The sequence below is a fragment of the Pelagibacterium luteolum genome, from assembly GCF_900100665.1.
Classification (GTDB): domain Bacteria; phylum Pseudomonadota; class Alphaproteobacteria; order Rhizobiales; family Devosiaceae; genus Pelagibacterium; species Pelagibacterium luteolum.
In genome coordinates this window covers 156,747-181,172 of sequence record NZ_FNCS01000005.1, presented here as the reverse complement: position 1 = coordinate 181,172, position 24,426 = coordinate 156,747, and the positions used below count along the sequence as shown (strand labels likewise).

Below are 24,426 nucleotides of genomic sequence, written 5' to 3'. Positions count from 1 at the left end.
TAAGTGACCCGGCTTTCCAATACGATGGCTCGACGTCAGACCGGCTTGAGCAGAACGTGTCGCTTCTTGCCGATCGAGAGCTTGATTACGCCTTCCGCAAGCACGGTCGCCTCACCCAGGCTCATCTTTTCATCGGTGACGGTCTGGTCGTTGACCTTGAGTGCACCACCCTGGATATGGCGGCGCGCTTCGCCGTTCGACGTCGCTAGGCCCGCAGTAACCGTGGCGGCGAGAATGCCCAGTCCGCCACGCAGCGCGGACCATCCGATCTGGATGGTGGGCAATGAGAGATCGAGCTGACCGGCCTCGAAAACGGCCACGGCGGTTGCCGCTGCCTCTTCCGCCGCCGCGCGACCATGGACAAGCGCCGTCACTTCCGTCGCCAACACTTTCTTGGCTTCATTGATGTCGGTCGCTACACCCGAGACGATCCGCGCGATTTCATCCATCGGCAGCGTGGTAAATAGCTTCAGGAACCGTTCCACATCCGCGTCTTCGGTATTCCGCCAGTACTGCCAGAAATCATAGACCGACAGCATGTCTGCGTTGAGCCAGATGGCGCCATTGGCAGACTTGCCCATCTTCTGGCCCGATGAGGTCGTGAGCAGTGGCGATGTCAGCGCGTAAAACTGCGTGTCGAGCATGCGGTGCCCGAGATCGAGCCCGTTTACGATATTGCCCCACTGATCCGATCCGCCCATCTGCAGCGTACAGCCAAAGCGCTTGTTGAGCTCAACGAAGTCGTAGGCCTGCAGGATCATGTAGTTGAATTCGAGGAAGGACAGCGACTGCTCGCGATCGAGGCGAAGCTTGACCGAGTCAAAGCTCAGCATGCGATTGACCGAAAAATGCCGGCCCACATCGCGCAGGAACTCGATATAGCCAAGCTCCAGCAGCCAGTCGCCGTTGTCGACCATGATGGCGTCGTGAGGGCCATCGCCGAACTCTAGGAAATTGCTAAAGACCTTCTTGATACCCGCGATGTTGTCGGCGATGCCGTCGACCGTCAGCAGCTTGCGCGCCTCATCCTTGAACGAGGGGTCGCCGATCATGCCCGTTCCGCCGCCCATCAAGGCGATGGGACGATGGCCGGTCTTTTGCAGCCAGTGCAGAAGCATGATCTGGATCATGCTGCCAACGTGCAATGACGGGGCAGTAGGGTCGAAGCCGATATAGCCCGTGACGATCTCGGAGGAGAACTTCTTGTCGAGCGCGTCAGCGTCGGAAATCTGGTGGATGAAACCACGCTCGGAGAGCGTATGGAGAAATTCTGATTTGAACTGAGTCATTGGTCTTGATTCCAGAGCGATGAGACTGCCCGGCAGAGCCGGGCCGGTTTGGCTCGAAATCATCCCGTCAATCGGGCGCCCTCACGCCCAGGATGAGCTTCGCTGGAGACCGCCGGTGGCGGCCTCCATAACGATCGCGAGGGTCAACGTCCGCCGCCGGCGGCGATCTCGGCCCGGCGACGGTCGAGATACTCGCCGCACGAATCAATGAGCGTGTCGACCTTGCCCTCGTAGAAGTGGTTCGCACCCTCCACGATCTGCTGTTCGATCGTGATGCCCTTCTGGGTCTTGAGCTTGTCCACAAGCTTCTGGACCGATTCTGGCGGTGCCACGCGATCGCGGTCACCGTGAATGATCAGGCCAGAGGACGGGCAGGGGGCGAGGAACGAGAAATCATAAAGGTTTTCCGGGGGCGACACCGAAATGAACCCCTCGACTTCCGGACGGCGCATCAAAAGCTGCATGCCGATCCAGGCGCCAAATGAGAAGCCGGCGATCCAGCATCCGCGGCTTTCGCGGTTGAGGGCCTGCAACCAATCGAGCGCTGCAGCGGCGTCCGACAATTCGCCTACACCATGATCGAACACGCCCTGCGAACGGCCCACGCCGCGCGAATTGAAGCGCAGAACGGCAAACCCGCGCTGCACGAACATGTAGAACAGATTGTAGACGATCTGATTGTTCATCGTGCCGCCGAACTGGGGGTGCGGGTGCAGGATGATCGCCACCGGAGCGTTCGGCTCCTTGCCGGGCTGATACCGTCCCTCGATCCGCCCCTCGGGACCGTTGAAAATCACTTCAGGCATCTACTGTAACCTTTACGCTTAAGCCACCGGCGCATGGGTGGCATGCAAGAGCGGACCCCGGCTTGACGAATGGTCCGGGTGCCCATAAAACTGACCGCAATACCAGTTTAGAATTATTCCAAACGGGTTTTGTCCGGATTGCCCGGCTCATGTGAGCGCTCCTTTTACTTAAGGTGCACGTACAATTTCAAGGATTGTTTGCTGCGGCGTAACCCGTCTGTTGGGCCACGCCAGTGCGAGTTGACTTATCGATGGCCATCTATCTCGATCATAACGCTTCGGCGCCTCTTTTGCCGCGTGCGCGCGAGGCGATGTTGGCTGCGCTTGATCACGTGGGCAATCCATCGTCGGTGCATGGCCAAGGCCGTGCTTTGCGCGCCGTGATCGACAGCGCTCGCGAACAGGTTGCAGCGCTGGCTGGGGCCGAAGCCAAGCAGATTGTCTTTACGGGGTCGGCAACCGAAGCCATTACCCAGGCTATAGTGGGCGGGGTGAAAGTCTTCGGGATCGATCGCGTTCTGGTTTGTGCGACCGACCATGCTGCGGCGTTAAAGGCTGCTGAGATTTCGGGCGTCTCGATCCGCATTCTCGGCGTCGATGAGGCGGGAACTGTCGATCTCGATGCATTGGCGCGCCAGATCGATATGGCCAATCAGGCCGGTGAAAAGCTCTTGGTGGCGATCTCCTGGGTCAATAACGAGACCGGATTGGTTCAACCGCGCGGTCGCATAGAAGCGATGGTTGGTCCGACGCCGCATATACTTGTTATCGACGCTGTCCAGGCATTCGGGAAGCTTGATCTGGATTTTGCCGCCTCGGCTACCGATATGATGGCCGTGTCGGCCCACAAGATCGGTGGACCGGCCGGCATTGGCGCGCTTCTGGTGAAAGGGCATGCCGATACCGTTCGAATTATCCCCGGTGGTGGCCAGGAACAGGGCAGGCGTGGCGGGACAGAATCGGCGGCACTGGTCGCGGGTTTTGGCAATGCGTGCGCAGACATTGGCAAGACGCTCGATCTCGATGCGACACGCGCGCTGGCCACATCGTTCGAGCAGCAGCTTTTAAGCCTTGCGCCCGATGCTGTGATCTTTTCGCGCGGCGCTGAACGTATAGGAACTGTAGTCAATTTCGCGGTGCCGGGCATCAAGAACACCGTGGCCATGATGAGCCTCGATTTGGCCGGCATCGCGGTGTCGTCCGGTTCAGCGTGTTCTTCGGGCAAGGTCGGGCGTTCGCACGTTCTCGACGCCATGGGCGTGCCGCCCGAATTGAGTGAATGCGGCCTTCGGATCAGCCTCGGCTGGTCGTCGACCGTCAGCGATATCGAGACCTTTTTTGAGGCCTATGAAACCGTGCTTAGCCGCCATCGCCGCAAGGGCGCGGCAGCATAATTGAATTGGAGCGCTCTTTAGGAGCGAGCCGGAATTTGGAGACCACAATGTCTGACTACGCCGACATCCCGACGCTCAAGGAAAACATCGACCGCGAAACCGTCGATAAGGTGCTCGCGCTCGATGTCGACAAATACAAATACGGCTTTGAGACGGTCATTGAATCCGACAAGTCGCCCAAGGGCCTCAACGAAGACACGGTCCGGTTCATTTCCGCCAAGAAGAACGAGCCCGAATGGATGCTGGAATGGCGCCTGGAGGCCTTTCGGCGCTGGTTGACGCTCGAAGAGCCCACTTGGGCGCGTGTGTCCTATCCGGCTATCGATTTTCAGGATCAGTATTACTATTCAGCGCCCAAGAGCACGACCGGTCCGAAGTCGCTCGACGAAGTCGATCCCGAACTGCTGCGCACATACGAAAAGCTGGGCATCCCGCTGTCCGAACAGAAGATTCTGGCTGGCGTGCAGGAAGATGGTTCGCCTTCGGGCACGCCGTTCGGTAGCAATGTCGCCGTGGACGCGGTGTTCGACTCGGTATCGGTCGTCACCACGTTCCGCGAAGAACTCGCCAAGGTCGGCATCATTTTCTGCTCGATCTCGGAAGCCATCCGCGAGCACCCAGACCTCATCAAGAAGTATCTGGGCACGGTCGTGCCGGTGAGCGACAACTTCTACGCTACACTCAATTCTGCCGTCTTCACGGACGGATCGTTTGTCTACATTCCAAAGGGCGTGCGTTGCCCGATGGAACTGTCGACCTACTTCCGCATAAACGAGCGCAATACCGGCCAGTTCGAGCGCACGCTGATCATCGCCGAGGAAGGCTCTTATGTGAGCTATCTCGAAGGCTGCACAGCCCCGATGCGCGACGAGCACCAGCTGCACGCCGCTGTGGTGGAACTCGTTGCGCTCGACGACGCGGAGATCAAATACTCCACGGTCCAGAACTGGTATCCCGGCGACAAGGACGGCAAGGGCGGCATCTACAACTTCGTCACCAAGCGTGGCGATTGCCGTGGCAAGAACTCCAAGATTTCCTGGACCCAGGTCGAAACGGGTTCGGCGATCACGTGGAAATATCCAAGCTGCATCCTGCGCGGCGACGGTTCGCGCGGCGAGTTCTATTCGATCGCCATTTCTAACGGCAAGCAGCAGGTCGATAGCGGCACCAAGATGATCCATCTGGGCAAGAACACGTCTAGCCGAATCATCTCCAAGGGTATTGCAGCGGGCCGCTCGGATAACACTTATCGCGGTCAGGTGTCGGCTCATCGCCGCGCAACCGGCGCGCGTAACTTCACCCAGTGCGACAGCCTTCTGATCGGTGATCGCTGTGGGGCGCACACAGTGCCCTATATAGAAAGCCGCAACTCCTCGGCGGTGTTCGAGCATGAAGCCACCACCTCGAAAATCTCCGACGACCAGATGTTCTACTGCCTGCAGCGTGGTCTTTCGGAAGAAGAAGCCGTGGCCCTGATCGTCAATGGCTTCGTGCGCGATGTGCTCCAGCACCTGCCCATGGAGTTCATGGTCGAGACGCAGAAGCTGATCAATATCTCGCTCGAAGGCAGCGTGGGGTAATGGGGAGCGAATACAATCCAGTGTTGCGACTGTCGGAAGCGGAGCTTGAGCGCAACGCCGATCAGGGTTGGTTTGAGTCCCATGACGCTTATGTCGGCGACATTCTCAAGCTGACCCGGCTTGGCTGCGCATATACGGAGGTCGCGCCCGGCAAGACAGCCTGCCCGTATCACGTTCATCATGCCGAAGACGAAATGCTGGTGATCCTGGCGGGCGGTGGCGACTACCGCTTTGGCGGCAAGACCTACAAGGTCAAGGCGGGCGATGTGCTTGGGGCACCGGTGGGTGGCCCTGAATACGCGCATCAACTGATCAATACCGGGACGGAAACGCTGAAATATCTGGTGATTTCATCCAAGGCGGACATCGACGTTTGCGAGTATCCCGACAGTGGGAAGTTCCAGGTCATGAGCCGGCCAGTGCAGGGCAGCCACCAGCGTCGGCTTCGCTACATCGGAAGACAAGAAACGAGCCTCGAGTATCTCGACGGCGAAAATATCGGAGACAAGTCATGAGCACCCCGTTGCTTGAGATCAAGAATTTGCATGTGCGTGTTGAGGACAACGAAATCCTCAAGGGCGTCAACCTGACCCTCAATCGCGGCGAAGTGCATGCCATCATGGGCCGGAACGGCTCAGGCAAATCGACACTGTCCTACGTGCTTGCCGGTAAGGACGATTACGAGGTCACTGAAGGCGAAATCCTCTTCAACGGCGAAGACCTGCTCGCCATGGAGCCTGACGAACGTGCCGCTGCAGGCGTATTCCTGGCCTTCCAGTATCCGATCGAAATTCCCGGCGTCTCCACGATGACGTTCCTCAAGGCCGCGATCAACGGCCAGCGCAAGGCGCGCGGCGAGGCGGAACTGACGACCCCGGAATTCATGAAGGCGGTCAAGGATGCGGCCGGTCTGCTCGAAATCAAGCAGGACATGCTCAAGCGCCCGCTCAACGTCGGCTTCTCCGGCGGCGAAAAGAAGCGCGCTGAAATTTTGCAGATGGCACTGCTTCAGCCGCAGCTTTGCATTCTCGATGAAACCGACTCCGGCCTCGATATTGATGCGCTGAAAGTCGTGTCCGAAGGCGTCAACAAGCTACGTTCGGCTGATCGCTCGATGCTCGTCATCACCCACTATCAGCGCCTGCTCAACTACATCGTTCCCGATCTCGTGCATGTGTTCTCTGCTGGCCGCGTGGTCGAAACCGGAGACAAGTCGCTAGCGCTCGAGCTCGAAGCCAAGGGCTATGCCGATTTCGACGAAACCAACGCTGCCTAAGGGGTGTCGTCAATGCATGTTCAAACTCCAGTTCGGCTGAGCGCCGCCGAGGAAAGCCTCGTCGCCCAGCTTGAAAGCGCCGGAGCCAAGGATGCTGCCGAACGCCTTCGGGTTGTCGGGCTTCCAACGCGCCGTGTGGAAACATATCACTACACCGATCTCAAGACGCTCCTGAGCGCCGTGCCCCCTCTTGCTGCTCCAGCAAACGAGGCCAGCGCCCCGGCGATCGACATTCCCGGCGCCTATAGGATCGTCATAGCCAATGGCGTCGTACAGAGTGCTACGACAGCGCCTGCAGGCGTTATCATTGGCAAGGCAGCAGGGTCGGTTCTTACAACGCGTGACGACGTTATCGTGCGCCTCAATGCTGCGCTGGTCGGCGAGTCTCTCAATGTCGAATTGGCTGGATCTGTCGATCCCGTCATCCATATTGATCGGCGCATGGAAGGCGAGGGGGCTCACGTGCAGTCCGGCGCCAAGATCCATGTCGCGTCAGGGGCGTCGGCAACCATCATCGAGACCATTTCGGGCAGCGATGCCGCCCATATCGGCAACGCTGGCAGCTATGTATCTGTGGGTGATGGTGCGGAAGTCACGCATATCCTGGTCGATCTTTCGGCTCGCCAGGCCGTCAATTTCGCCACGGTCGAATACCGCATTGCCGCCGAGGTCAAGCTCAAGTCGGTGGTAATCAATGCCGGCGCGCATCTCGCGCGGGTCAATATCTTCGCCGATTTCGTGGGCGAGGGCGCGCATGGCGACTTCTTTGGCCTCAACGTCGTCGATACCGATGAGCACCGTGACATCACGCTCGACGTCACTCATGGCGTGCCCAATACGACCTCTGCCGAGCTCTATAAGCAGATCGCGCGCGGTCGTGGCCGGGCTGTGTTCCAGGGCAAGATCAACGTTGCTATGGACGCGCAGAAGACCGACGCCAAGATGATGACTCAGGGCCTGATGCTTTCGGACGAAGCCGAAATCCTCACTAAGCCCGAGCTCGAAATCTTTGCCGACGACGTGGTCTGCGGTCACGGTGCCACCTGCGGCGATCTCGACGATACGCACCTCTTCTATCTGATGAGCCGTGGTATCTCGCGGCAGGAAGCGGAAACCATTCTCATTCGCGCTTTCCTCGCTGAAATCACCGATGCCGTTGAAGACGAATACGTGTCCGAAGCGCTATCGGGCATCGTCGAACGCTGGCTGAAAAAGGACGCCTGATGGCATTCGATCTCGCGGTAGTCCGCGCCGATTTTCCCATCCTCGATGAGAAAATTCATGGCCGTCGCCTCGTCTATCTCGACTCCGGAGCATCTGCGCAAAAGCCTGTGCAGGTTCTCGATCGCATGGATCATGCTTTTCGGCATGAATACGCCAATGTGCATCGTGGCCTGCATACGCTTGCCAACCGCGCGACCGAGGCATTCGAGGGTGCACGCGAGAAAGTCCGGGCGTTCCTGAACGCTGAACGGGTAGAGGAGATCATCTTTACCCGTTCAACGACCGAAGCCATCAATCTCGTCGCTTCGGCCTTTGCCGGTCCGCTGATCGGCGAGGGCGACGAGATCGTCATCTCACTCGCCGAGCACCACTCCAATATCGTCCCCTGGCACTTCCATCGTGAACGCAAGGGCGCGGTGATCAAGTGGGTCGATGTGAACGCCGATGGCAGTTTCGACCTCGACGCTTTTTCCGCCGCACTGAGCGACCGAACGAAGATGGTCGCCATCACGCATATGTCGAACGTGTTGGGGACCATCAACCCAGCCAAGGCGATTGTCGAAATTGCTCATGCGCGAGGCATTCCCGTCTTGATTGATGGCAGTCAGGCGGCCGTGCATACAAAGGTGGACGTCCGCGATATCGGAGCGGATTTTTACGTCTTTACCGGCCACAAGCTCTACGGCCCCACCGGCATCGGCGTGCTCTACGGCAAGTACGATATCCTCGCGCAGATGCAGCCCTATATGGGCGGCGGCGAAATGATCGAAGAGGTTAGCGAGGAGACGGTCACCTACAACGAACCGCCGCACCGCTTCGAGGCCGGCACGCCGCCGATCGTTCAGGCCATCGGCCTTGGCGCCGCGATCGACTATGTCGAGTCGCTGGGGCGAGATGCCATCGAGGCGCATGAGCGGGAAATCGCTGCTTATGCCCTTGAGCGCCTCAAGCGCATCAACGCGCTGCGTTTGATCGGTGACGCGCCCGACAAGGGCGGAATTTTCGCGTTCACTTTGGAAAGTGCTCACGCCCACGATGTCTCGACGATCCTCGATCGGTACGGCGTCGCAGTGCGGGCTGGCACACACTGCGCGATGCCACTGCTCAAGAGATTTGGCGCTACCTCTACATGTCGGGCGTCCTTTGCCCTATATAATGGCAAGGACGATGTGGACGTGCTCGTCGAAGCGATCGAAAAAGCGCAGTCCTTCTTTTGAAATTGGACAGTCATGACTGATACCGCAGCTGAACAGGCCGAAAACAAAACCCTTGTCGGGGGCAACACCAATTTGCCGCCCGAGGAAGTCGAGCGCATCACCAGCGATCTCATCGCTGCGTTCAAGACCGTCTATGATCCGGAAATTCCGGTCGACATCTATGAACTCGGGCTGATCTACAAGGTCGATCTCGACGACGACCGCAATCTCAAGATCGACATGACCTTGACGGCACCCGGTTGTCCGGTGGCCGGTGAAATGCCCGGGTGGGTGGAAAATGCCGCTCGGTCCGTCGAGGGTGTTCAGGACGTCGACGTCAAAATGGTGTTCGATCCTCCTTGGGGTCCGGATCGGATGAGCGAAGAAGCGCAAGTTGCGCTGAACTGGTGGTAGGAATGGCTTTCGCGATCATGCAACTGACCGATGCCGCCGCCGAGCGCATCATCGAAATCATTGAAGACAGCGACAGGCCTGTCATTGGCGTACGTGTCGGCGTGCGGAACGCCGGCTGTGCGGGCATGGCCTACACACTCGATTACGTGACCGAGCCCGTCCAAGGCGACGATCACATTCGTGAAAAGGGCGTCGATGTGTGGGTCGAACCCAAGGCGACGCTGTTTCTGTTGGGCACGGTGATGGATTACGAGGAAACCAAGATGTCCTCGGGCTTCACCTTCAACAATCCCAATCAGGAGGGCGCCTGCGGCTGCGGGGAGAGCGTTCAGCTCAAGCCGGCCGATCTCGCTGATCTTGCAAGAGCACGTGCCGACGCGACAGTCTGACGGGTCGTCTGCCAAAAGGTTTTGGCTACGCCACGCCAGCCTCTTCGTTCGGCGGTAGATCGGTTTCCGAAACGACCATGTTTCGTCCGCCGCGCTTGGCAGCATAAAGGCATTGGTCGGCGCGTTCGATGAGGCTCGCGACGGTATCCTCGGCGCGGAGTTCGGCTACCCCGATCGATAGTGTGATGCGTCCGAGCTTTTCATTGGTCGAGCGCTTGAGCAGTTCTTTGGACTGCACCGACTTCCGAATGTTTTCCGCAACCGTGAGCGCTCCGCGCAGTTCGGTTTCGGGCAGGATGGCGATGAACTCCTCGCCACCAAAGCGCGCGGGCATGTCGCGGCCGCGCAGATTGGCCTTGAGCACCTGCGCAACGAGGCGGAGCACCTGATCGCCGGTCAAATGGCCATAGGTGTCGTTGAACGCCTTGAAGTGATCGATATCGAAGACCAGCAGGGCTAGAGTCGTGTCATCGCGACGGGCGCGCTGAAGGTCTAGTATGATCTGTTCGTCGAAACATTTCCGGTTGGGAATTTTTGTCAGCGGATCGAGCATCGACTCTTTACGTACCTCATCGAGGTCGCGCTGCAGAACCGAGATGTCGTCCTTGGAGTTTTCGAGTTCCGCTTCGAGCCGCCGGTTCATGTCCTGCATGCGGCGGGTTTCTTTTAGCAGGCGTGACGACAGCATCTTGAGTGCGTCTTCATCTATTCCCGCTTCGAGATCTCCAGATGCCTGTTGCAACGATCCGGAATAGGAGTTGGCGGTCGCCATCGCGTAGTCGATCGCCTGGTTCACGTCGGTGATCTTGCGCGACATTATTTCGGACATGGCGCGCAGACGATCTTCCATGTCGGAAATCTTGAGAAACCGCTCGCAAAGCCCTGTCGCTTCTTCGAGTGAAATGTTTCCCGACCGCGTCAGTATCGCGTTGATCTGGCTATTGAGCTCAGAATTGGCGCCGGTCGCATAGGTGTAGAAGAGTTCGTAGTAAACGGGGAACGGGGGAATTTGCGAGCGCTTGAGCATGGCAAGCGCCGCATTGGCAAATCCTGATGCTCTATCGAAATCCAGGTTCGTCACGCTGCGCCAACCACCACCTGTCCTGAGCAATTCTAGCCGTTAAGGCCTTAAGCCCGGATTAAACTCGCTCTGCAACATAAGCGGATCAATGGTCACGTCATCAAAGACCAGTTTCCACACGAAACGCACTAGACCTTTATCAGTGATTCCGACTTAAAAGGCCGGAATTTGCTATTGGGTCAGCCAATCGCTGTCCAGCACAATTTCAGGTGGTCGATCGGCAAGACTTAATTTGGGGGATGTATTGCGGCTCGGAGATCGACGCCGAGCCACCAATACCGTTCGCGCTAATTGCTATGCTCAGGCTTGCTTGACCGGGGCACGAAGCAGAAAGGCCGGTATATGGCCTTCAGACTTGAAGCTGGAGGGGCCATCATCGTTGTTAGCCCGGCGCGGTGCCTGCGCCGGCGTATTACGCGGCTGGGTATCGGGCTTCTGGGCTTCACGTTTCTCGGCGCGCGGTTCGGCGCGTTCGTTGGACTTGCGCTCGTTTTCGCCTGCATTGCTGCGCTCGCCGCCTTTTCGTTCGCTACGATCGTCCTTGCGACGCGATCTTCCGCGCGACTTGCGCGGCGCTTCTTCTGCACCAGCATCGGGTTCTGCTTTGCTCGGTGTGCCTGAAGACATCCATTCGATATCGCGCTGGATCAGCTTGGTGATCGCGTCGACATACTTGTCTTCGCCAGGTGACACCAGTGTGATCGAAACGCCGGAACGACCAGCACGTCCGGTACGACCGATGCGGTGCACATAGTCCTCAGCGTGGGTCGGGACGTCGAAATTGTAAACGTGACTGACCGCCGGAATATCCAGCCCACGCGCAGCGACGTCCGAGGCGACGAGAATGGGCAGATCGCCACTGCGGAAACGGTCGAGCGTATCCGTGCGGCTCTTCTGGTCCATGTCGCCATGCAGCGCGCCTGCGGAAAATCCATGGCGCTCGAGCGAACGGGCGACCGTCGCGACATCGCGCTTGCGATTGCAAAAGACAATAGCGTTGCGCAGTTCGCTTGCACCACGAATAGCATCGCGCAGTGCCGCGCGCTTTTCGGCAGGCGTGCGGCCAACTTTAAGAAGCTTCTGGGCGATAGTGTCGGCCGTTGAATTCTGGCGGGCAACTTCGACCTTGACGGGGTCGCGCAGGAAACGCTGCGTCAGCTTCTGAATTTCAGGCGGCATTGTAGCCGAGAAGAACAGAGTCTGACGACGCGCCGGCAGGAGACTACAGATGCGCTCGATATCGGGAATGAACCCCATATCCAGCATGCGGTCGGCTTCATCGATCACCAGAATATCGACCCCGGTCAATAGCAGGCGTCCACGCTCGAAATGATCGAGCAGTCGGCCCGGCGTTGCGATAAGTACATCGGCGCCGCGGTCGAGCTTCTTGTTCTGGTCTTCAAACGATACGCCGCCGATCAACAGAGCGACGGTCAGTCGGTGGTTCTTGCCGTATTTTTCGAAATTCTCGTGCACCTGCGCAGCGAGTTCGCGCGTCGGTTCGAGAATAAGCGTACGTGGCATGCGCGCGCGGGCACGGCCCTTTTCAAGCAGGCTCAACATCGGCAGGACGAATGAAGCGGTCTTGCCTGTGCCTGTCTGGGCAATGCCGATGAGGTCCTTTTTCTCAAGGACGTAAGGTATGGCCTGAGCTTGAATCTCGGTCGGCGTGGTATAGCCCGCGGCGGAGACCGCCTCGTTAACTTTGTCGCCCAAGCCGAGCTCGGAAAATTCTATAGTCAAATTGGATGTCCATCATCTTGGATCAGGGCGATGGATGCAGTTGAACGTGAAGTGTTCAATAGGCCCTGAAATGTCGTGTCGCCAATGAAGTTTCGGTACGCTGTCGCAAACAAGTGTTCAAACCGGTCCGCGAATTTTTGTTCCGCAGTACGGATGGCCTCTGACGTGCGGGACCATAAAGCACTAGGGTTTCAAGTCAATCTTGATTTCGCCGGAAAGATTAACGTGCGATCTCGCAAAGAGCTTAAACGTCGAGATCGGTCACGAATGCGGCTTTTTCAGAGATGAACTCGAAGCGGGCTTCGGGTTTATTGCCCATCAGCCTGTCGACGATGTCTGTCGTCTCGGTTCGGTCAGCGACAATCCGAACTTGCAGCAATGTCCTGGATTTGGGGTTCATGGTGGTTTCTTTCAAGTGAGCATGGGGCATTTCGCCCAACCCCTTGAAGCGTGTGACCTCGACTTTGCCCCGCCCAGCGAATTCCTGTTCCATCAAACGCGCCCGGTCGGCGTCGTCCATGGCGTAAGCAGTTTTTGCGCCTTGCGAGAGCCGATAGAGCGGGGGTAAGGCGAGATAGAGATGCCCGCCTTCGATGAGTTTGGGCAGTTCCTGGTAAAAGAACGTCATCAGCAGCGACGCGATATGCGCGCCATCGACGTCAGCGTCGGTCATGATGATGATCTTGTCGTAGCGCAGATCATCTTCGCGATACCGGTCACGCATCGATACGCCCAGAGCCTGCAACAAATCGGAAATCTGCTGATTGGCAGCAAGCTTGTCGCGGCTGGCACCGGCGACGTTCAATATCTTGCCGCGCAGTGGCAGGACGGCCTGGCTAGCGCGATCGCGAGCCTGCTTGGCACTGCCTCCGGCGCTGTCGCCTTCGACGATGAAAATCTCGGCGCCCTGGGCAGCGGACTGGCTGCAATCTGCAAGCTTGCCCGGCAGGCGCAGCTTGCGGGTCGCCGACTTCCGGTCGATTTCCTTTTCCTTGCGTCGCCGCAAGCGGTCCTCGGCGCGGTCGATGGTCCAGTCGAGTAGTTTATTGGCCTGATTGGGCGCTGCGGTGAGCCAATGGTCGAAGGCATCGCGGATGGCGTTGTCGACGATGCGTGTCGCTTCGCCTGATGCCAGCTTGTCCTTGGTCTGCCCGACGAATTCCGGTTCACGAATGAAGACCGACATCATGGCACCGCAGTGACCGAGCACGTCTTCGGACGTGATGACGGAAGCGCGCTTGTTGCCGATCATGTCGGCGTAGTTCTTGAGACCGCGCAGCAACGCCGTGCGCAGGCCGGCCTCGTGCGTGCCGCCATCCGGTGTCGTGACCGTATTGCAGTATGAAGAGGTAAAGCTGTCACCGATGAACCAGGAAATAGCCCATTCTACAGAACCATGTGCGCCGGCCCGGCCGATCTTTCCGGCAAACACGTCGTCGATGATCCGTGTCTTGCCCTCGATACGGCGTTCGATGAAGTCTTTGAGCCCGCCGGGGAAATGGAAGACTGCCTTGGACGGCACGCTCTCGGTGGCGAGTTCCTCATCACACGACCAGCGGATTTCAACGCCGCCAAAAAGATAGGCCTTAGCCCGCGTCATGCGGAAGATGCGGTCGGGCGAGAATTTCGCGCTTGCGCCGAAAATCTCCGGATCGGGATGAAACTTGATCGTCGTGCCACGGCGATTGTTGACGCGACCGAGATTTTCCAGCGCCGAGACGGACTTGCCGCGCGAATAGCTCTGGCGATAAAGGGTCTGCTCACGCGCCACTTCGACGATCAGATCGTCCGAAAGCGCGTTAACGACCGACACGCCGACGCCATGCAAGCCACCCGATGTTTCATAGGCTTTGGAGTCGAACTTTCCGCCAGCGTGCAGCGTCGACATGATCACTTCAAGCGCAGAGAGATGCGGCTGCTTGGGGTGGCTGTCGACAGGAATGCCGCGGCCATTATCGATGACGGTGATGTATCCGTCGCTGCCCAGATGCACTTCGATCCGGGTGGCGTGACCACCGATGGCTTCGTCCATCGAGTTGTCGATGACTTCGGCGAACAGGTGATGGAGCGCATTGACGTCGGTGCCGCCGATATACATGCCCGGCCGGCGGCGAACAGGCTCCAGGCCTTCAAGCACTTCGATGTCTGCTGCGGAATAGGAACTCGTCGGCTGCACGGGCTCGCGCGCGGGTGCTGGCGCTAGAGCCGACTTGGCGGGCTGCGCTGCTGCAGGGGGAGGGGTGTCGCCGAAAAGATCGTTATTGTCTGTCATGGAGCCTTTGTGCGGGCGCAAATCGAATCAGAATGTTTCGCCCTTCCATAATAGGGCGCGCCAACGCGCCGAGACACCATATAACCCGCGGCTTTTCAACACTTTTGGGTGCGAAGGTTATGGAACGTATTCCCAGTATGGCACAGACCGGGGGCGCTTTTTATGGGGTCGATTTACCCCCGGTTTGCCAATCGTCAGCACTTTCTTAAATCCGATGCTGTAGAAATTTCCCCATACGGTTCATGTGTTTGGAGTTGCCGTATGCGTGAGAGAGACTACCGGTCCGCTGCGTATCGTCGGGCCCAAAATTCTCACGAACCCATCAGGTGGGTACAGGCCGGGTTGAAGAGTTCTGCGTACCGGCTTGCCCACCTATCGGTTCCCCGAATGTTTGTTCTGCCCCTGCTTTCGCTGGTGTTTTTCATTGCCTGAACTGGCAGAGGTGTTGCGCGGGCCACCGCGCAGGGCTAACTAGGACGCTCTGTTTCAGGGAGTGTTCGCGTTGTCCGAGCTGCAATCAAAGCCCATTCGTCCGCTGTACTTCGTCGCGTCCTATCCGCGATCGGGCAGCAATTGGGTGCGGTCGGGGATCTTCTTGATGATCGCGCTCAGCCAGCCCAATCCGCCAAAGCGGATCGATATGCGCAATATCGATAATATCATCCCGCTGGACTCCGCAGGACGGCTTTATGCCGAAGTGACGGGCAAGGATCACAAGGCGCTGGCCGAGGAAGAAGTGGCCGCGGCGCGACCCATGGTGCACGAGATGCTGGCGCGAAATCCCAAGGGATTTCCGGTAGTTAAGACCCATGCGGTGCGTGGGACGTTCTATGGGCATCCGACCTTCAATACCAAAGTTTCGGCCGGCGGGACCTATATCGTGCGCAACCCACTGGATGTGGCGGCAGCGCTAGTGGAATCGACCGGTGCGCAACCGCTCAAGATCATCGAGGCGATGATGACCGTGGACCGCCGTGTGCGGTCGCGACCCGAGTTCGTGTCCGAGCCGCAGGGGTCTTGGAGCCAGAACGTTGCGAGCTGGACGGCCAAGCGCCAGCCTGCGGTAAACGTGATCCGGTTCGAGGATCTGCACAAGGATTCGGCTAAGGAATTCAAGCGTTTGGCTGCCCATATGCGCATCCCTGCCGATGAGAAAGCGATCACCACAGCAGTTGGTTTGCTGGCGGAAACGCAGAAAACACGGGGCCGGAAAACCGAGGCGCGGGACTATCGCGAGCTGCTACAACCCGCTCATGCGCGGGCGATAATCGAGGCCCATGGGGTGCAGATGGACAGCCACGGATTCCTCACGAAACGGGTCCTGGAATACGCCAATATCGATCGTGAAGCGGCGCTTATGCTGGCTCAGAAGTATGCGCCAAAGATCGCAAACTGAGCTTGATTCGACCCCGCGTAACCATGCATATATGGCTCGAGATCGGAGAATGTGTACGATGAGCACCGCTCAGTTCTTGAGTTTGAGGTATCAATATTCGCGCGGACCTGTCCTTGCCCTGCAATTGAGGTTGCAGGGCTGATCGACACCGCATGCTTTATGCTTGAAATCGGTAGGGATCTGCCCTGATCGCTGTCGCGTGGCCCAAGAATTTTGTGCCGAACGCGACCAACGACATGGAGCCGCTATAGGCGGCCGACGATTTCGAGATTTCACCATGACGACGATCGCTCTCAAGGATGCGGGCTACACCGCAAAGACGTCCCTCTTTTCCAATCTGACGCTCTCCATCGGTCCGGGCGACCGCGTGGGTGTCGTCGCTGCCAATGGTGCGGGCAAGACGACGCTGCTCAAATGCATCACGGGTGAGAACGAACTCAGCACCGGTTCGCTGACGCTGTCGCGCGGCGCTCGGGTCGGCTATGTGCCCCAGGACGTGCCCAAGACGCTGACGGGTGCATCGATGTTCGATGCCGTGGCGAGCGGGCTCAATGCCGAGATGCTGGCCAGCGAAAGCTGGCGGGTGGACGTGGTGCTCGATTCGCTATCGACGCCCGACGACATCCGGCTCTTGCCCGTAAGGCAATTGAGCGGCGGCTGGCAGCGGCTGATGCTTTTGGCGCGGGCCTGGGTGGCCGATCCCGACGTGCTGGTGCTGGACGAGCCGACCAATCACCTCGATCTCGAAAAAATCCTGTTGCTCGAGAACTGGTTTGCGGGGATCGGTGAGGTTCCTGTGCTCATTTCGAGCCACGACCGGGGATTTCTCGACGCGGTGACCAACCGCACGCTTTTTCTGCGGCCGGATCAGTCGCGCTATTTCGCGCTGCCCTATTCGCGAGCCCGCGACGCGCTGGCGCTGGAAGATGAAAGCGATGCAGTCAAACGTGAGCGCGAGCTGAAAGAAGCGTCTCAACTGCGTCAGCAATCGGCAAAGCTCAAAAATATCGGCATCAATTCGGGCAGCGACCTTTTACAGAAAAAGCAAAAACAGCTGCGCGAACGGGCCGAAAAGATCGAGGCGCAGGTCAAGTCGCTGCATAAGGAAAGGAGCGGCGATATCCGGCTGGCCAATCGCGGCACGCACGCCAAGGTGCTGGTTGCCTTCGAGGACCTTACGGTGGCAACGCCGGATGGGCGGAAACTCTTTTCGATCCCCAAGCTGCACCTGTTTCAGGGGGATCGGATCGTGCTGCTGGGCCGCAATGGCACCGGCAAGACGACGCTGATCGAAATGCTGCGACGCGTCTTGCTGGCCGGAGAGGCAGTTGGCGGGATCAAGGCGACGCCGAGCCTTGTGACCGGGTACATGGATCAGGCGCTCGACTTCGTGCCGTCCGATGAATCGCCCTTCGCTTATATAAGCGCACTCGGACCTGACGATCAGCGGACGCGAGCGCTCTTGGCCGGCGCGGGTGTCGGTATCGACATGCACGCGATCCCGATCGGCCGGCTATCGCCGGGCCAGCGGGCCCGACTGGGGCTGTTGGCTCTGCGCCTTATCGAGCCCAATTTCTATCTGCTCGACGAACCGACCAACCATGTCGATATCGCAGGGCAGGAGGCTTTGGCCGACGAGATCAAAGCCCACGAGGCCAGCTGCGTCCTCGTCTCGCACGACAGGGCGTTCGTGCGCGACGTGGCAAACCGGTTCCTGCTGATCGATAAGGGGCGGCTTATTGAAGTGGACGATGCCGAGGGATTTTTTAGGGTGATGGCGGGGTAGGGGCGTCGGGTTTGGGGGTGGAAAACGGATTGACCGCTTCTGGGTAGCGAAGTGGGGAACGCGGCCATTCAAGGAGCAACCCGACTTAGACCGCAAAGCGCCCCCGTTCTGGCCGTACGCCCTCTCTTTTCGACTTCTTGAAAGTTGCCATTCCGACCAAGATCAATGTCGATGCCGGATTGGCCGAACAGAGCTGCCGTGACGTGGTCCAAAGTGGGAGCATCGCGATCTGCTGACCAGCATCGCGCAATGCCGGCATGTGACGCATGGTCAGGCGACTCGAAACCGGCTTTGCCGATACGTTGAAGGCTCTCATGCTTAGACAGACTTGTTGGGCAAAATCCCTAGACGCCGCGGGCATTGCCCCACAACAGGACATGAAGCTGAGGCAGGACCCGCGCGCTGAACCAGCGGTCCTGGATGACTTTGTCGACGAGCCATTCCGTGCGCTTCATCACCCCCGGGACGTCGACAATTACATCGTCAGCATCGGGAGAGGGTGGCGTGTGGTTGCCGGGCTGAAGGTAGATTGGCAGGTTCAGATAACGCGCCGCGGCATCCTTGGCGTAGGCATAGTCAGCATCATCAAAGACTACGAGCTTGAGCACGGTCGTCGGCCCGCTTTGCGCGGCCTCCAGACATGCATCAAATGCTGCCCAGTCGGTGCTCATCTGGCTCGATGGCGGCTTGGGGCTCAAGACAAGACTATCCAGCGTCGAGAACCACTCCCGCGCCACCGAGCCTTGAGTTTCAAGGGCAAAACGATAGCCGTCCTGATGGCCGAGTGCGATCAGTTCGCCTAGCGGTTGGATAGCCGGGTTGCCGCCCGAAAGCGACACCGTCAATGGATTACCGCCGGACAGGGCGCGGACACGTTCCCAAATCTGCTCCGCCGTCATCGCCTCCCAGTCGCCGCGAAAGCGATTTTCGACGGCGTGCAAGCTGTCGCACCACGAGCATCGATAGTCGCACCCTCCTGTCCGCACGAATACGGTCGGCAGGCCAATGAGCAGGCCCTCGCCCTGAATGGTCGGGCCGAAAATCTCGCTGACGCGGATGGTTGGGGCGTTCACATGCTTCATGGACGGTATTCCGCCCATGTCTTGGCCGTTTCGCTGACGCGTACAGCCGAAACCTCGGGGAGGCGCGTCTTGCACCAATCAAAGAAGTGCTTGGCCAGGCACTCGGCGGTAACCCTGCCGTGCCCTAGCACGTCGTTGAGATGGCGGTGGTCGAAGGCGGTGTCGATATAGTGCTTGAGCACCGACAAATCCTGATAGTCCCGCACGAAGCCATGCTCATTGAGCTCATCAGCCTTCAATTCGACCTCGACGATGTAGTTGTGGCCATGCAGGCGGGCGCACTGGTGGTCGGACGGAAGCGACACGAGCTGGTGGGACGCGGAGAAATGGAATTCCTTGGTGATGCGATAGGTCATGCGTGTCTTGCCTGCACGGCGGCGCGCCAGAAATCCGAATCGGCATATTCAGTGGGGTCCTGAAGCCGCGCCAGGTCGAACGCTTCCCGCCGCTCGACACAGGTGCCGCATCGCCCGCAGTGCACGTCACCCCCCTTATAGCACGACCAGGTTTGATCGAAGGGGGTTAGGTGCCGAGCGCCCTCGGTCACGATATCGGCTTTGGATATGTTGACGAACGGAGCGTAGAGGCGGACATCGGCATAGCCGTCGAGCGCGTGGTTCTGCATCGCCTGGAAAGCGTCGATAAAGTCGGGCCGGCAATCGGGATAGATGAAATGGTCGCCGCCATGGACAGCAACACCGACGGCCTCGTCATGTCGTGCAGCTGCGACGCCGAAGGCTATCGTCAGCATGATGGCGTTGCGATTGGGCACTACCGTGATCCTCATCGACTCTTCGGCATAATGTCCATCGGGAACGGCAACATCGTCGGTGAGTGCGGAACCGCTGAGTTGGCGTCCAATGTCACGGATATCGATGATCTGGTGGGGGACGCCAAGCCGTTGTGCGCAGGCCGCGGCAAAGCCGAGTTCCTTGCTGTGCCGCTGTCCGTAGTCGAACGAAACGAGGCCCGTGAGAGTTTGCTCGGCCGCTACCTTGTGCGCGAGCGAAACCGAGTCCAATCCGCCGGAGCAGATGACGATAGTCTTCATAGATGTGGATCCCTTGTTTTGACCGGGTAAGGCTGCGACCGGAGATTGCTCTAGCTTCCCTCTACGCCAACGGCAGTGATTTGTGAATGGGCGCCTGGAGGCTGTGACATCGTGGCAAAGGGTTCACAACGATCAGCTGATCGGATGCAGCAACAGGGCACCCGAGCCCAATGTTTGGCGCGATGCCACTGCGAGGGTGCGGGATACGAGGTGCTTGGCTTGGGCAATTGAGGCCGCGAGCGGCAGGCCCTGAGCCAGGCCCGCAGCGATTGCCGAGGACAGAACACAGCCCCCGCCGTGAATGTCACCGACATCCAGACGCTCTGCGTCGAAGCGGGTGACGCCATCAGCGTCAACAAGCACGTCGGTACTTTGCCTTCCCACATCATGGCCGCCCTTAATCAGAACCGCCTGCGGTCCCATCGCGAGCAGTTTCCTGGCCTGGACGATCACCGCGGCCTCGTCCTCGGCCACCGACGAACAGGTCAAGGCGGCTGCCTCGGGTAGGTTGGGCGTAAGCAAATGGGCTTTGGGCAACAGCTGTGTGATCAGCGCGTCAAGAGCCCGCTCCGGCAACAAGCGCGCGCCGCTCGTTGCGGCGAGAACCGGGTCGAGGACGATCCCGCTGGCTTCGTGCAGTGTCAGGCGTTCGGCGACCGCGGCGATGACATCGACACTGCCGAGCATGCCAATCTTGACCGAGTTCACGGCCAGATCGGCGAACACCGCGTCGATCTGGGCCGCCACGACGTCGGGCGGTATTACATGGACAGCGTCGACGCGCATGCTGTTTTGCGCCGTCACCGCCGTAATCGCGCTGGTTCCGAAGACTCCAAACGCCGCAAACGTCCTGAGATCCGCCTGGATACCCGCGCCGCCACCCGAATCCGAGCCGGCGACTGTAAGCGCAACGGGCGTCACGTCACGTCTCCGATCGCTACCAGCGCCAGATTGTGCCGACCCAGGAGCTGCAACCGTCCTGCAGCCCGCAGGGCCCGCTGCCCGCTACGGCAGCAGAGCACGATGCGTGCATCGCTTTGCGCCGACGCCAATTGGTCGACATCCGCCGGCGTCAGGCGGAGCGCGTCGGTACGCGGCGGGGTAGGGGCTTCGACGACGCCGCGCAAGTCGATGACAATGTCATTTGGGGCGAGGTCCGTCAGTCCGATGAACGGCGCTGCGTGCTCAGGCTCTGGGCAATCGGTAAAACGGAACCCACCGAACTGCATCCTGTGTCCGTCAAAGCTGATCACACGGCCCAGCACGCGGGGCTTGAGATCGAGCAGCAGGTGAAGCGCCATATGGGCCTGGAGACTACCCAGGGTCGCTACGGCAGAACCCAGCACGCCGACGCTGGCACAACTGCCGGCCATCTCCGGTGCATCGGGAAAGACCGCGCGATAACTCGGCGCGCCGCCGCAATAAGCGCCGACATAGCCGGACAGGCCGAGTACCGACGCGCTGACCAATGGCTTGTCCAGGGCCCGGCATCGGTCGGACAGGGTATAGGTCACGGAAAAATTGTCGGCGGCGTCGATGACGATGCTCGCCTCGTGGACCAAGGCGACGGCATTGCTCGGCGTCAGGCGCTCCGATCTGGCCGTGACGACGATGCCGGGATTGGCACGGAGCAGGGCCCTTCGCGCCGCCTTCGCCTTTGGAGCTCCGATGTCGTCCATGCCGTAGAGCGGCTGCCGATGCAGATTGGTGACCTCGACATGATCGTGGTCGACGATGACAATCTCGCCGATGCCGGCGCCCGCCAGGATCTGCAGGACCGACGAACCGAGGCCGCCGGCGCCCACGACAAGCACCTTGGCGGCGGCGAGCCTTGCTTGTCCGGCGGCTCCGATTTCGGCCAGCGTCGTCTGGCGGATATAGCGATCGGTCATGTCAGGGCCTCGTTGCCGTGAGCCAGGCACGCGCCTGGAGGGAGGGTTCGGGATGACGCACGATGTCGCCCACAACTGCGACGCAATCGGCGCCGGCGGCCACGCAGAGTTCGGCCCGCGCCACGGTCAGCCCGCCGATGGCCACCAGCGGCCGGGCACCCACGCGGCGCTTCCACTCTGCGATTCGCTCCAGTCCCTGGGGCGCCCAAGGCATCTTTTTGAGCTGGGTGGGATAAATGGGCCCCAGAGCTACATAATGGGGCGCTTCGACCAGAGCCCGGTCCAGTTCGGCATGGTCATGTGTGCTGACGCCGAAGCGTATCCCGGCGCGGCGCAGCGCGCCGATGTCGGCCCCAGCCAGGTCCTCCTGGCCCAGATGCACGAAATCGCATCCGGTATCGAGCGCCAATTGCCAATGGTCATTGACCACCAATTGTGCACCTGCTGCCGCGCAGGCGGCTTTGGAGCGCTCAATTTGGGCCTGCAGCGCGGGCTCGGGGCAATCCTTGATGCGGAGCTGGATCAATTTTGCCCCCCAGGTCAGCAGACGCTCGACCCAATCCGCATCGGGCACCACGGGATAGAAGCGATCAAGGGTCATGCGAGGATCGCCTTGCCCACGACCGGGGTCGAGGGCGCCGCCATGTCGCGCGGCTCCATAGGGGAGGCGGCGTGGGCTAGCCGGCCCGCGTCCACGGCGAGGGCAAAGGCCTCAGCCATTCGGACCGGGTCGCCCGCCTCGGCGATGGCGGTATTGAGCAGCACAGCGTCATAGCCCAATTCCATTGCTGCTGCCGCGTGCGAGGGCAGGCCGAGGCCGGCATCGATAACCAGGGGCACATCGGGGAAGTGGGCCCGCATGGCGCGCAACCCGAAGATGTTGTTGAGCCCACGCGCCGATCCGATCGGGGCGCCCCAGGGCATCAATATCCGGCAACCCGCCTCGAGCAGCCGTTCGGCTACGACCAGGTCTTCGGTCGTATAAGGAAAGACGTCGAACCCGTCCTCGGTGAGGATGCGTGCAGCTTCTACCAGACCGAACACATCGGGTTGCAGTGTATCGGCCTCTCCGATCACTTCGAGCTTGATCCAGGTCGTGCCGAACAGTTCGCGCGCCATATGGGCCGTGGTCACTGCCTCCTTGACCGAATGGCAACCTGCCGTATTGGGCAGGACGCGGATACCCAGTTCGCTGATGAAGGACCAGAACGCCTGGCCGGCCCGTTGCTCCCCGCCTTCGCGCCTGAGCGACACAGTGACGATTTCGGCCCGTGAAGCACGCACCGCCGCCTCGAGGATTTTGGGCGAGGGATAACGGGCCGTGCCCAGGAGGAGGCGAGAGGACAGCTCAATGCCATAAAAGTCCATGTCTCAGCCTCCCTGCATGGGGGCGAGCACTTCGAGACTGTCGCCCTCGGCGAGGTGCGTGTTCGCCCGGCGAGCCGAGGGCACGAACCGTCCGTTGACGGCAGTGGCAATGATGGCGCCTTTGTAGCCCAGCGCGTCGAGCGCCTCGTCGAGGCGGCTCGCCGCGAGCTGCCGCTCGGCGCCGTTAAGCAGAATTCGCATGAGCAAGCTCCGTATCGAGATGGGGATCAAGCGCAGCACCGGCGGCGATCTGTGCTATAGCCGGGGCAAGCAGAAATCCGTGGCGGAAGAGGCCGTTGACGCGGATGATGCGTCCGGCTCGCTCCACAGAGGGAAGATTGTCGGGGAGGGCAGGGCGCAGATCGGCACCGAATTCGATAATTTCCGCTTCGCCCAGCGCCGGATGGACGGCAAAAGCGGCGCCCAGTAAATCGAGCATGGAGCGCACGCTGACCGGCCCCTTCGATTCGCTTTCGAGCATGGTCGCCCCCAGCATGAACACGCCGTCGCCACGCGGGACCAGATAGACCGGCAGGCGCGGATGCAGCAGGCGCACCGGTCGGGTCAACGAGAAACTATGTGCGCGGATCAATGCCATTTCCCCGCGAACACCGCGCAGGGCGGGCATGTCGGTGCGACCGCTGAGCCCGCGGCAGTCAAAGACAAGATCGCCCCGCGCGGCCTCGGGCTCGAGCTCGGTGTCAAACCGGATCGCCGCGCCAAGGGCTGTCAGCCGCTCCACAAGCGCCGCCAACGCGCGGCGCGGATCGAGATGCCCTTCGTCGGGGAAGAAAAGGCCCTTGCGGAAACGACCGGCCAGATCGGGCTCCAGCGACGCCAAGTCCGCCTCATCCAGCCATTCATAGTGCTGGGTACGCCGGGCAAAGCGGTCGAGTTCGGCGAGATCGCGCGCGGGCGCGACCACCAGCGTGCCCTTGGCCACCACGCCCGGGAAGCGCTCACGCCACCAGGCGAGGGACGTTGCGCCGAGGCGACCGACGATAGGCTCACTCGTGGCCATTTCGCACCACGGCGCGAGCATGCCCCCTGCGTGCCAGGAACAGCTCCCGGGGCCGAGCCCGACATTGCGGTCGACCACCTCCACGGCAACACCGCGCTCGGCCAGTGCGAGAGCGGTTGTCAGACCCGCCACCCCCGCCCCGATCACAGTTGCGCGCAGCGGCGTG

24 protein-coding genes are annotated in these 24,426 nt (G+C 60.0%); 10 read left to right on the top strand and 14 right to left on the bottom strand.

Annotated features, from left to right (window positions below):
• Positions 1-35: 35 nt before the first annotated feature.
• On the bottom strand, positions 36-1,289 hold the full coding sequence (gene tyrS / locus BLR31_RS11105) for a tyrosine--tRNA ligase (RefSeq protein ID WP_090596245.1): 1,254 nt from the start codon (positions 1,287-1,289) through the stop codon (positions 36-38).
• A 143-nt stretch (positions 1,290-1,432) separates the two neighbouring features.
• Entirely contained in the window at positions 1,433-2,095 is a 663-nt protein-coding gene (locus tag BLR31_RS11100) for an alpha/beta hydrolase (RefSeq protein WP_090596137.1), read from the bottom strand.
• A gap of 251 nt (positions 2,096-2,346) precedes the next feature.
• Between BLR31_RS11100 and BLR31_RS11095 the strand changes: the two genes are divergently transcribed.
• The 8 genes from BLR31_RS11095 to BLR31_RS11060 are packed head-to-tail and all read left to right on the top strand — an operon-like array spanning position 2,347 to position 9,568.
• Positions 2,347-3,489, top strand: a complete 1,143-nt coding sequence (locus tag BLR31_RS11095; RefSeq protein WP_090596134.1) for a cysteine desulfurase family protein — start codon at positions 2,347-2,349, stop codon at positions 3,487-3,489.
• A 47-nt stretch (positions 3,490-3,536) separates the two neighbouring features.
• Positions 3,537-5,069, top strand: a complete 1,533-nt coding sequence (sufB, locus tag BLR31_RS11090; RefSeq protein WP_090596132.1) for a Fe-S cluster assembly protein SufB — start codon at positions 3,537-3,539, stop codon at positions 5,067-5,069.
• On the top strand, positions 5,069-5,584 hold the full coding sequence (locus BLR31_RS11085; protein ID WP_090596129.1) for a cupin domain-containing protein: 516 nt from the start codon (positions 5,069-5,071) through the stop codon (positions 5,582-5,584). The genes sufB and BLR31_RS11085 overlap by 1 nt, the downstream gene beginning before the upstream one ends.
• Positions 5,581-6,345 carry a Fe-S cluster assembly ATPase SufC gene (gene sufC, locus BLR31_RS11080; protein ID WP_090596126.1) on the top strand — a complete coding sequence of 255 codons (765 nt, stop codon included), beginning with the start codon at positions 5,581-5,583 and terminating at the stop codon, positions 6,343-6,345. The genes BLR31_RS11085 and sufC overlap by 4 nt, the downstream gene beginning before the upstream one ends.
• A 12-nt stretch (positions 6,346-6,357) precedes the next feature.
• Entirely contained in the window at positions 6,358-7,569 is a 1,212-nt protein-coding gene (sufD, locus tag BLR31_RS11075; RefSeq protein WP_090596123.1) for a Fe-S cluster assembly protein SufD, read from the top strand.
• Positions 7,569-8,786: a cysteine desulfurase gene (locus tag BLR31_RS11070; protein WP_090596120.1), complete on the top strand. Its 1,218-nt coding sequence runs from the start codon at positions 7,569-7,571 to the stop codon at positions 8,784-8,786. The genes sufD and BLR31_RS11070 overlap by 1 nt, the downstream gene beginning before the upstream one ends.
• 12 nt (positions 8,787-8,798) lie before the next feature.
• Positions 8,799-9,179 carry an SUF system Fe-S cluster assembly protein gene (locus BLR31_RS11065; RefSeq protein WP_090596117.1) on the top strand — a complete coding sequence of 127 codons (381 nt, stop codon included), beginning with the start codon at positions 8,799-8,801 and terminating at the stop codon, positions 9,177-9,179.
• A gap of 2 nt (positions 9,180-9,181) precedes the next feature.
• Positions 9,182-9,568, top strand: coding sequence for a HesB/IscA family protein (locus BLR31_RS11060; RefSeq protein WP_176762614.1), 387 nt, complete (start codon positions 9,182-9,184; stop codon positions 9,566-9,568).
• A gap of 25 nt (positions 9,569-9,593) precedes the next feature.
• Here BLR31_RS11060 and BLR31_RS11055 read toward each other — a convergent pair whose 3' ends face one another.
• The 3 genes from BLR31_RS11055 to parE all read right to left on the bottom strand — a co-directional run bounded on the left by BLR31_RS11055 (position 9,594) and on the right by parE (position 14,664).
• Positions 9,594-10,649: a GGDEF domain-containing protein gene (locus BLR31_RS11055; protein ID WP_090596114.1), complete on the bottom strand. Its 1,056-nt coding sequence runs from the start codon at positions 10,647-10,649 to the stop codon at positions 9,594-9,596.
• 300 nt (positions 10,650-10,949) lie between these two features.
• Positions 10,950-12,392 (bottom strand): DEAD/DEAH box helicase, encoded by a 1,443-nt coding sequence (locus BLR31_RS11050; protein ID WP_090596111.1) that lies wholly within the window; start codon positions 12,390-12,392, stop codon positions 10,950-10,952.
• Positions 12,393-12,636: 244 nt separating this feature from the next.
• Positions 12,637-14,664, bottom strand: coding sequence for a DNA topoisomerase IV subunit B (parE, locus tag BLR31_RS11045; RefSeq protein ID WP_090596108.1), 2,028 nt, complete (start codon positions 14,662-14,664; stop codon positions 12,637-12,639).
• A gap of 502 nt (positions 14,665-15,166) precedes the next feature.
• Between parE and BLR31_RS11040 the strand changes: the two genes are divergently transcribed.
• Positions 15,167-16,060 (top strand): sulfotransferase domain-containing protein, encoded by an 894-nt coding sequence (locus tag BLR31_RS11040; protein ID WP_176762613.1) that lies wholly within the window; start codon positions 15,167-15,169, stop codon positions 16,058-16,060.
• A gap of 277 nt (positions 16,061-16,337) precedes the next feature.
• Complete coding sequence (locus BLR31_RS11035) at positions 16,338-17,846, top strand: ABC-F family ATP-binding cassette domain-containing protein (RefSeq protein WP_090596101.1); 1,509 nt, start codon at positions 16,338-16,340, stop codon at positions 17,844-17,846.
• A gap of 344 nt (positions 17,847-18,190) precedes the next feature.
• Here BLR31_RS11035 and queE read toward each other — a convergent pair whose 3' ends face one another.
• The 9 genes from queE to thiO form a co-directional block, all read right to left on the bottom strand.
• The gene (queE, locus tag BLR31_RS11025) at positions 18,191-18,928 is read right to left on the bottom strand and encodes a 7-carboxy-7-deazaguanine synthase QueE (protein ID WP_090596095.1); all 738 of its coding nucleotides are present in this window, start codon (positions 18,926-18,928) and stop codon (positions 18,191-18,193) included.
• Entirely contained in the window at positions 18,925-19,284 is a 360-nt protein-coding gene (gene queD / locus BLR31_RS11020; RefSeq protein WP_090596092.1) for a 6-carboxytetrahydropterin synthase QueD, read from the bottom strand. Before queD ends, queE begins: the two co-directional genes overlap by 4 nt.
• Complete coding sequence (queC, locus tag BLR31_RS11015) at positions 19,281-19,979, bottom strand: 7-cyano-7-deazaguanine synthase QueC (protein WP_090596088.1); 699 nt, start codon at positions 19,977-19,979, stop codon at positions 19,281-19,283. The genes queD and queC overlap by 4 nt, the downstream gene beginning before the upstream one ends.
• Before the next feature lie 132 nt (positions 19,980-20,111).
• Entirely contained in the window at positions 20,112-20,900 is a 789-nt protein-coding gene (gene thiD, locus BLR31_RS11010; protein ID WP_090596086.1) for a bifunctional hydroxymethylpyrimidine kinase/phosphomethylpyrimidine kinase, read from the bottom strand.
• On the bottom strand, positions 20,897-21,871 hold the full coding sequence (locus tag BLR31_RS11005) for a HesA/MoeB/ThiF family protein (RefSeq protein ID WP_090596083.1): 975 nt from the start codon (positions 21,869-21,871) through the stop codon (positions 20,897-20,899). Before BLR31_RS11005 ends, thiD begins: the two co-directional genes overlap by 4 nt.
• Before the next feature lies 1 nt (position 21,872).
• Positions 21,873-22,472, bottom strand: a complete 600-nt coding sequence (locus BLR31_RS11000; RefSeq protein ID WP_090596080.1) for a thiamine phosphate synthase — start codon at positions 22,470-22,472, stop codon at positions 21,873-21,875.
• Positions 22,469-23,239, bottom strand: coding sequence for a thiazole synthase (locus tag BLR31_RS10995; RefSeq protein WP_090596078.1), 771 nt, complete (start codon positions 23,237-23,239; stop codon positions 22,469-22,471). The genes BLR31_RS11000 and BLR31_RS10995 overlap by 4 nt, the downstream gene beginning before the upstream one ends.
• Before the next feature lie 3 nt (positions 23,240-23,242).
• On the bottom strand, positions 23,243-23,440 hold the full coding sequence (gene thiS / locus BLR31_RS10990) for a sulfur carrier protein ThiS (protein WP_090596076.1): 198 nt from the start codon (positions 23,438-23,440) through the stop codon (positions 23,243-23,245).
• A complete protein-coding gene (gene thiO, locus BLR31_RS10985) occupies positions 23,424-24,419 on the bottom strand; it encodes a glycine oxidase ThiO (RefSeq protein ID WP_090596240.1) in 996 nt (331 codons plus the stop codon). Before thiO ends, thiS begins: the two co-directional genes overlap by 17 nt.
• Between the last annotated feature and the right edge of the window lie 7 nt (positions 24,420-24,426).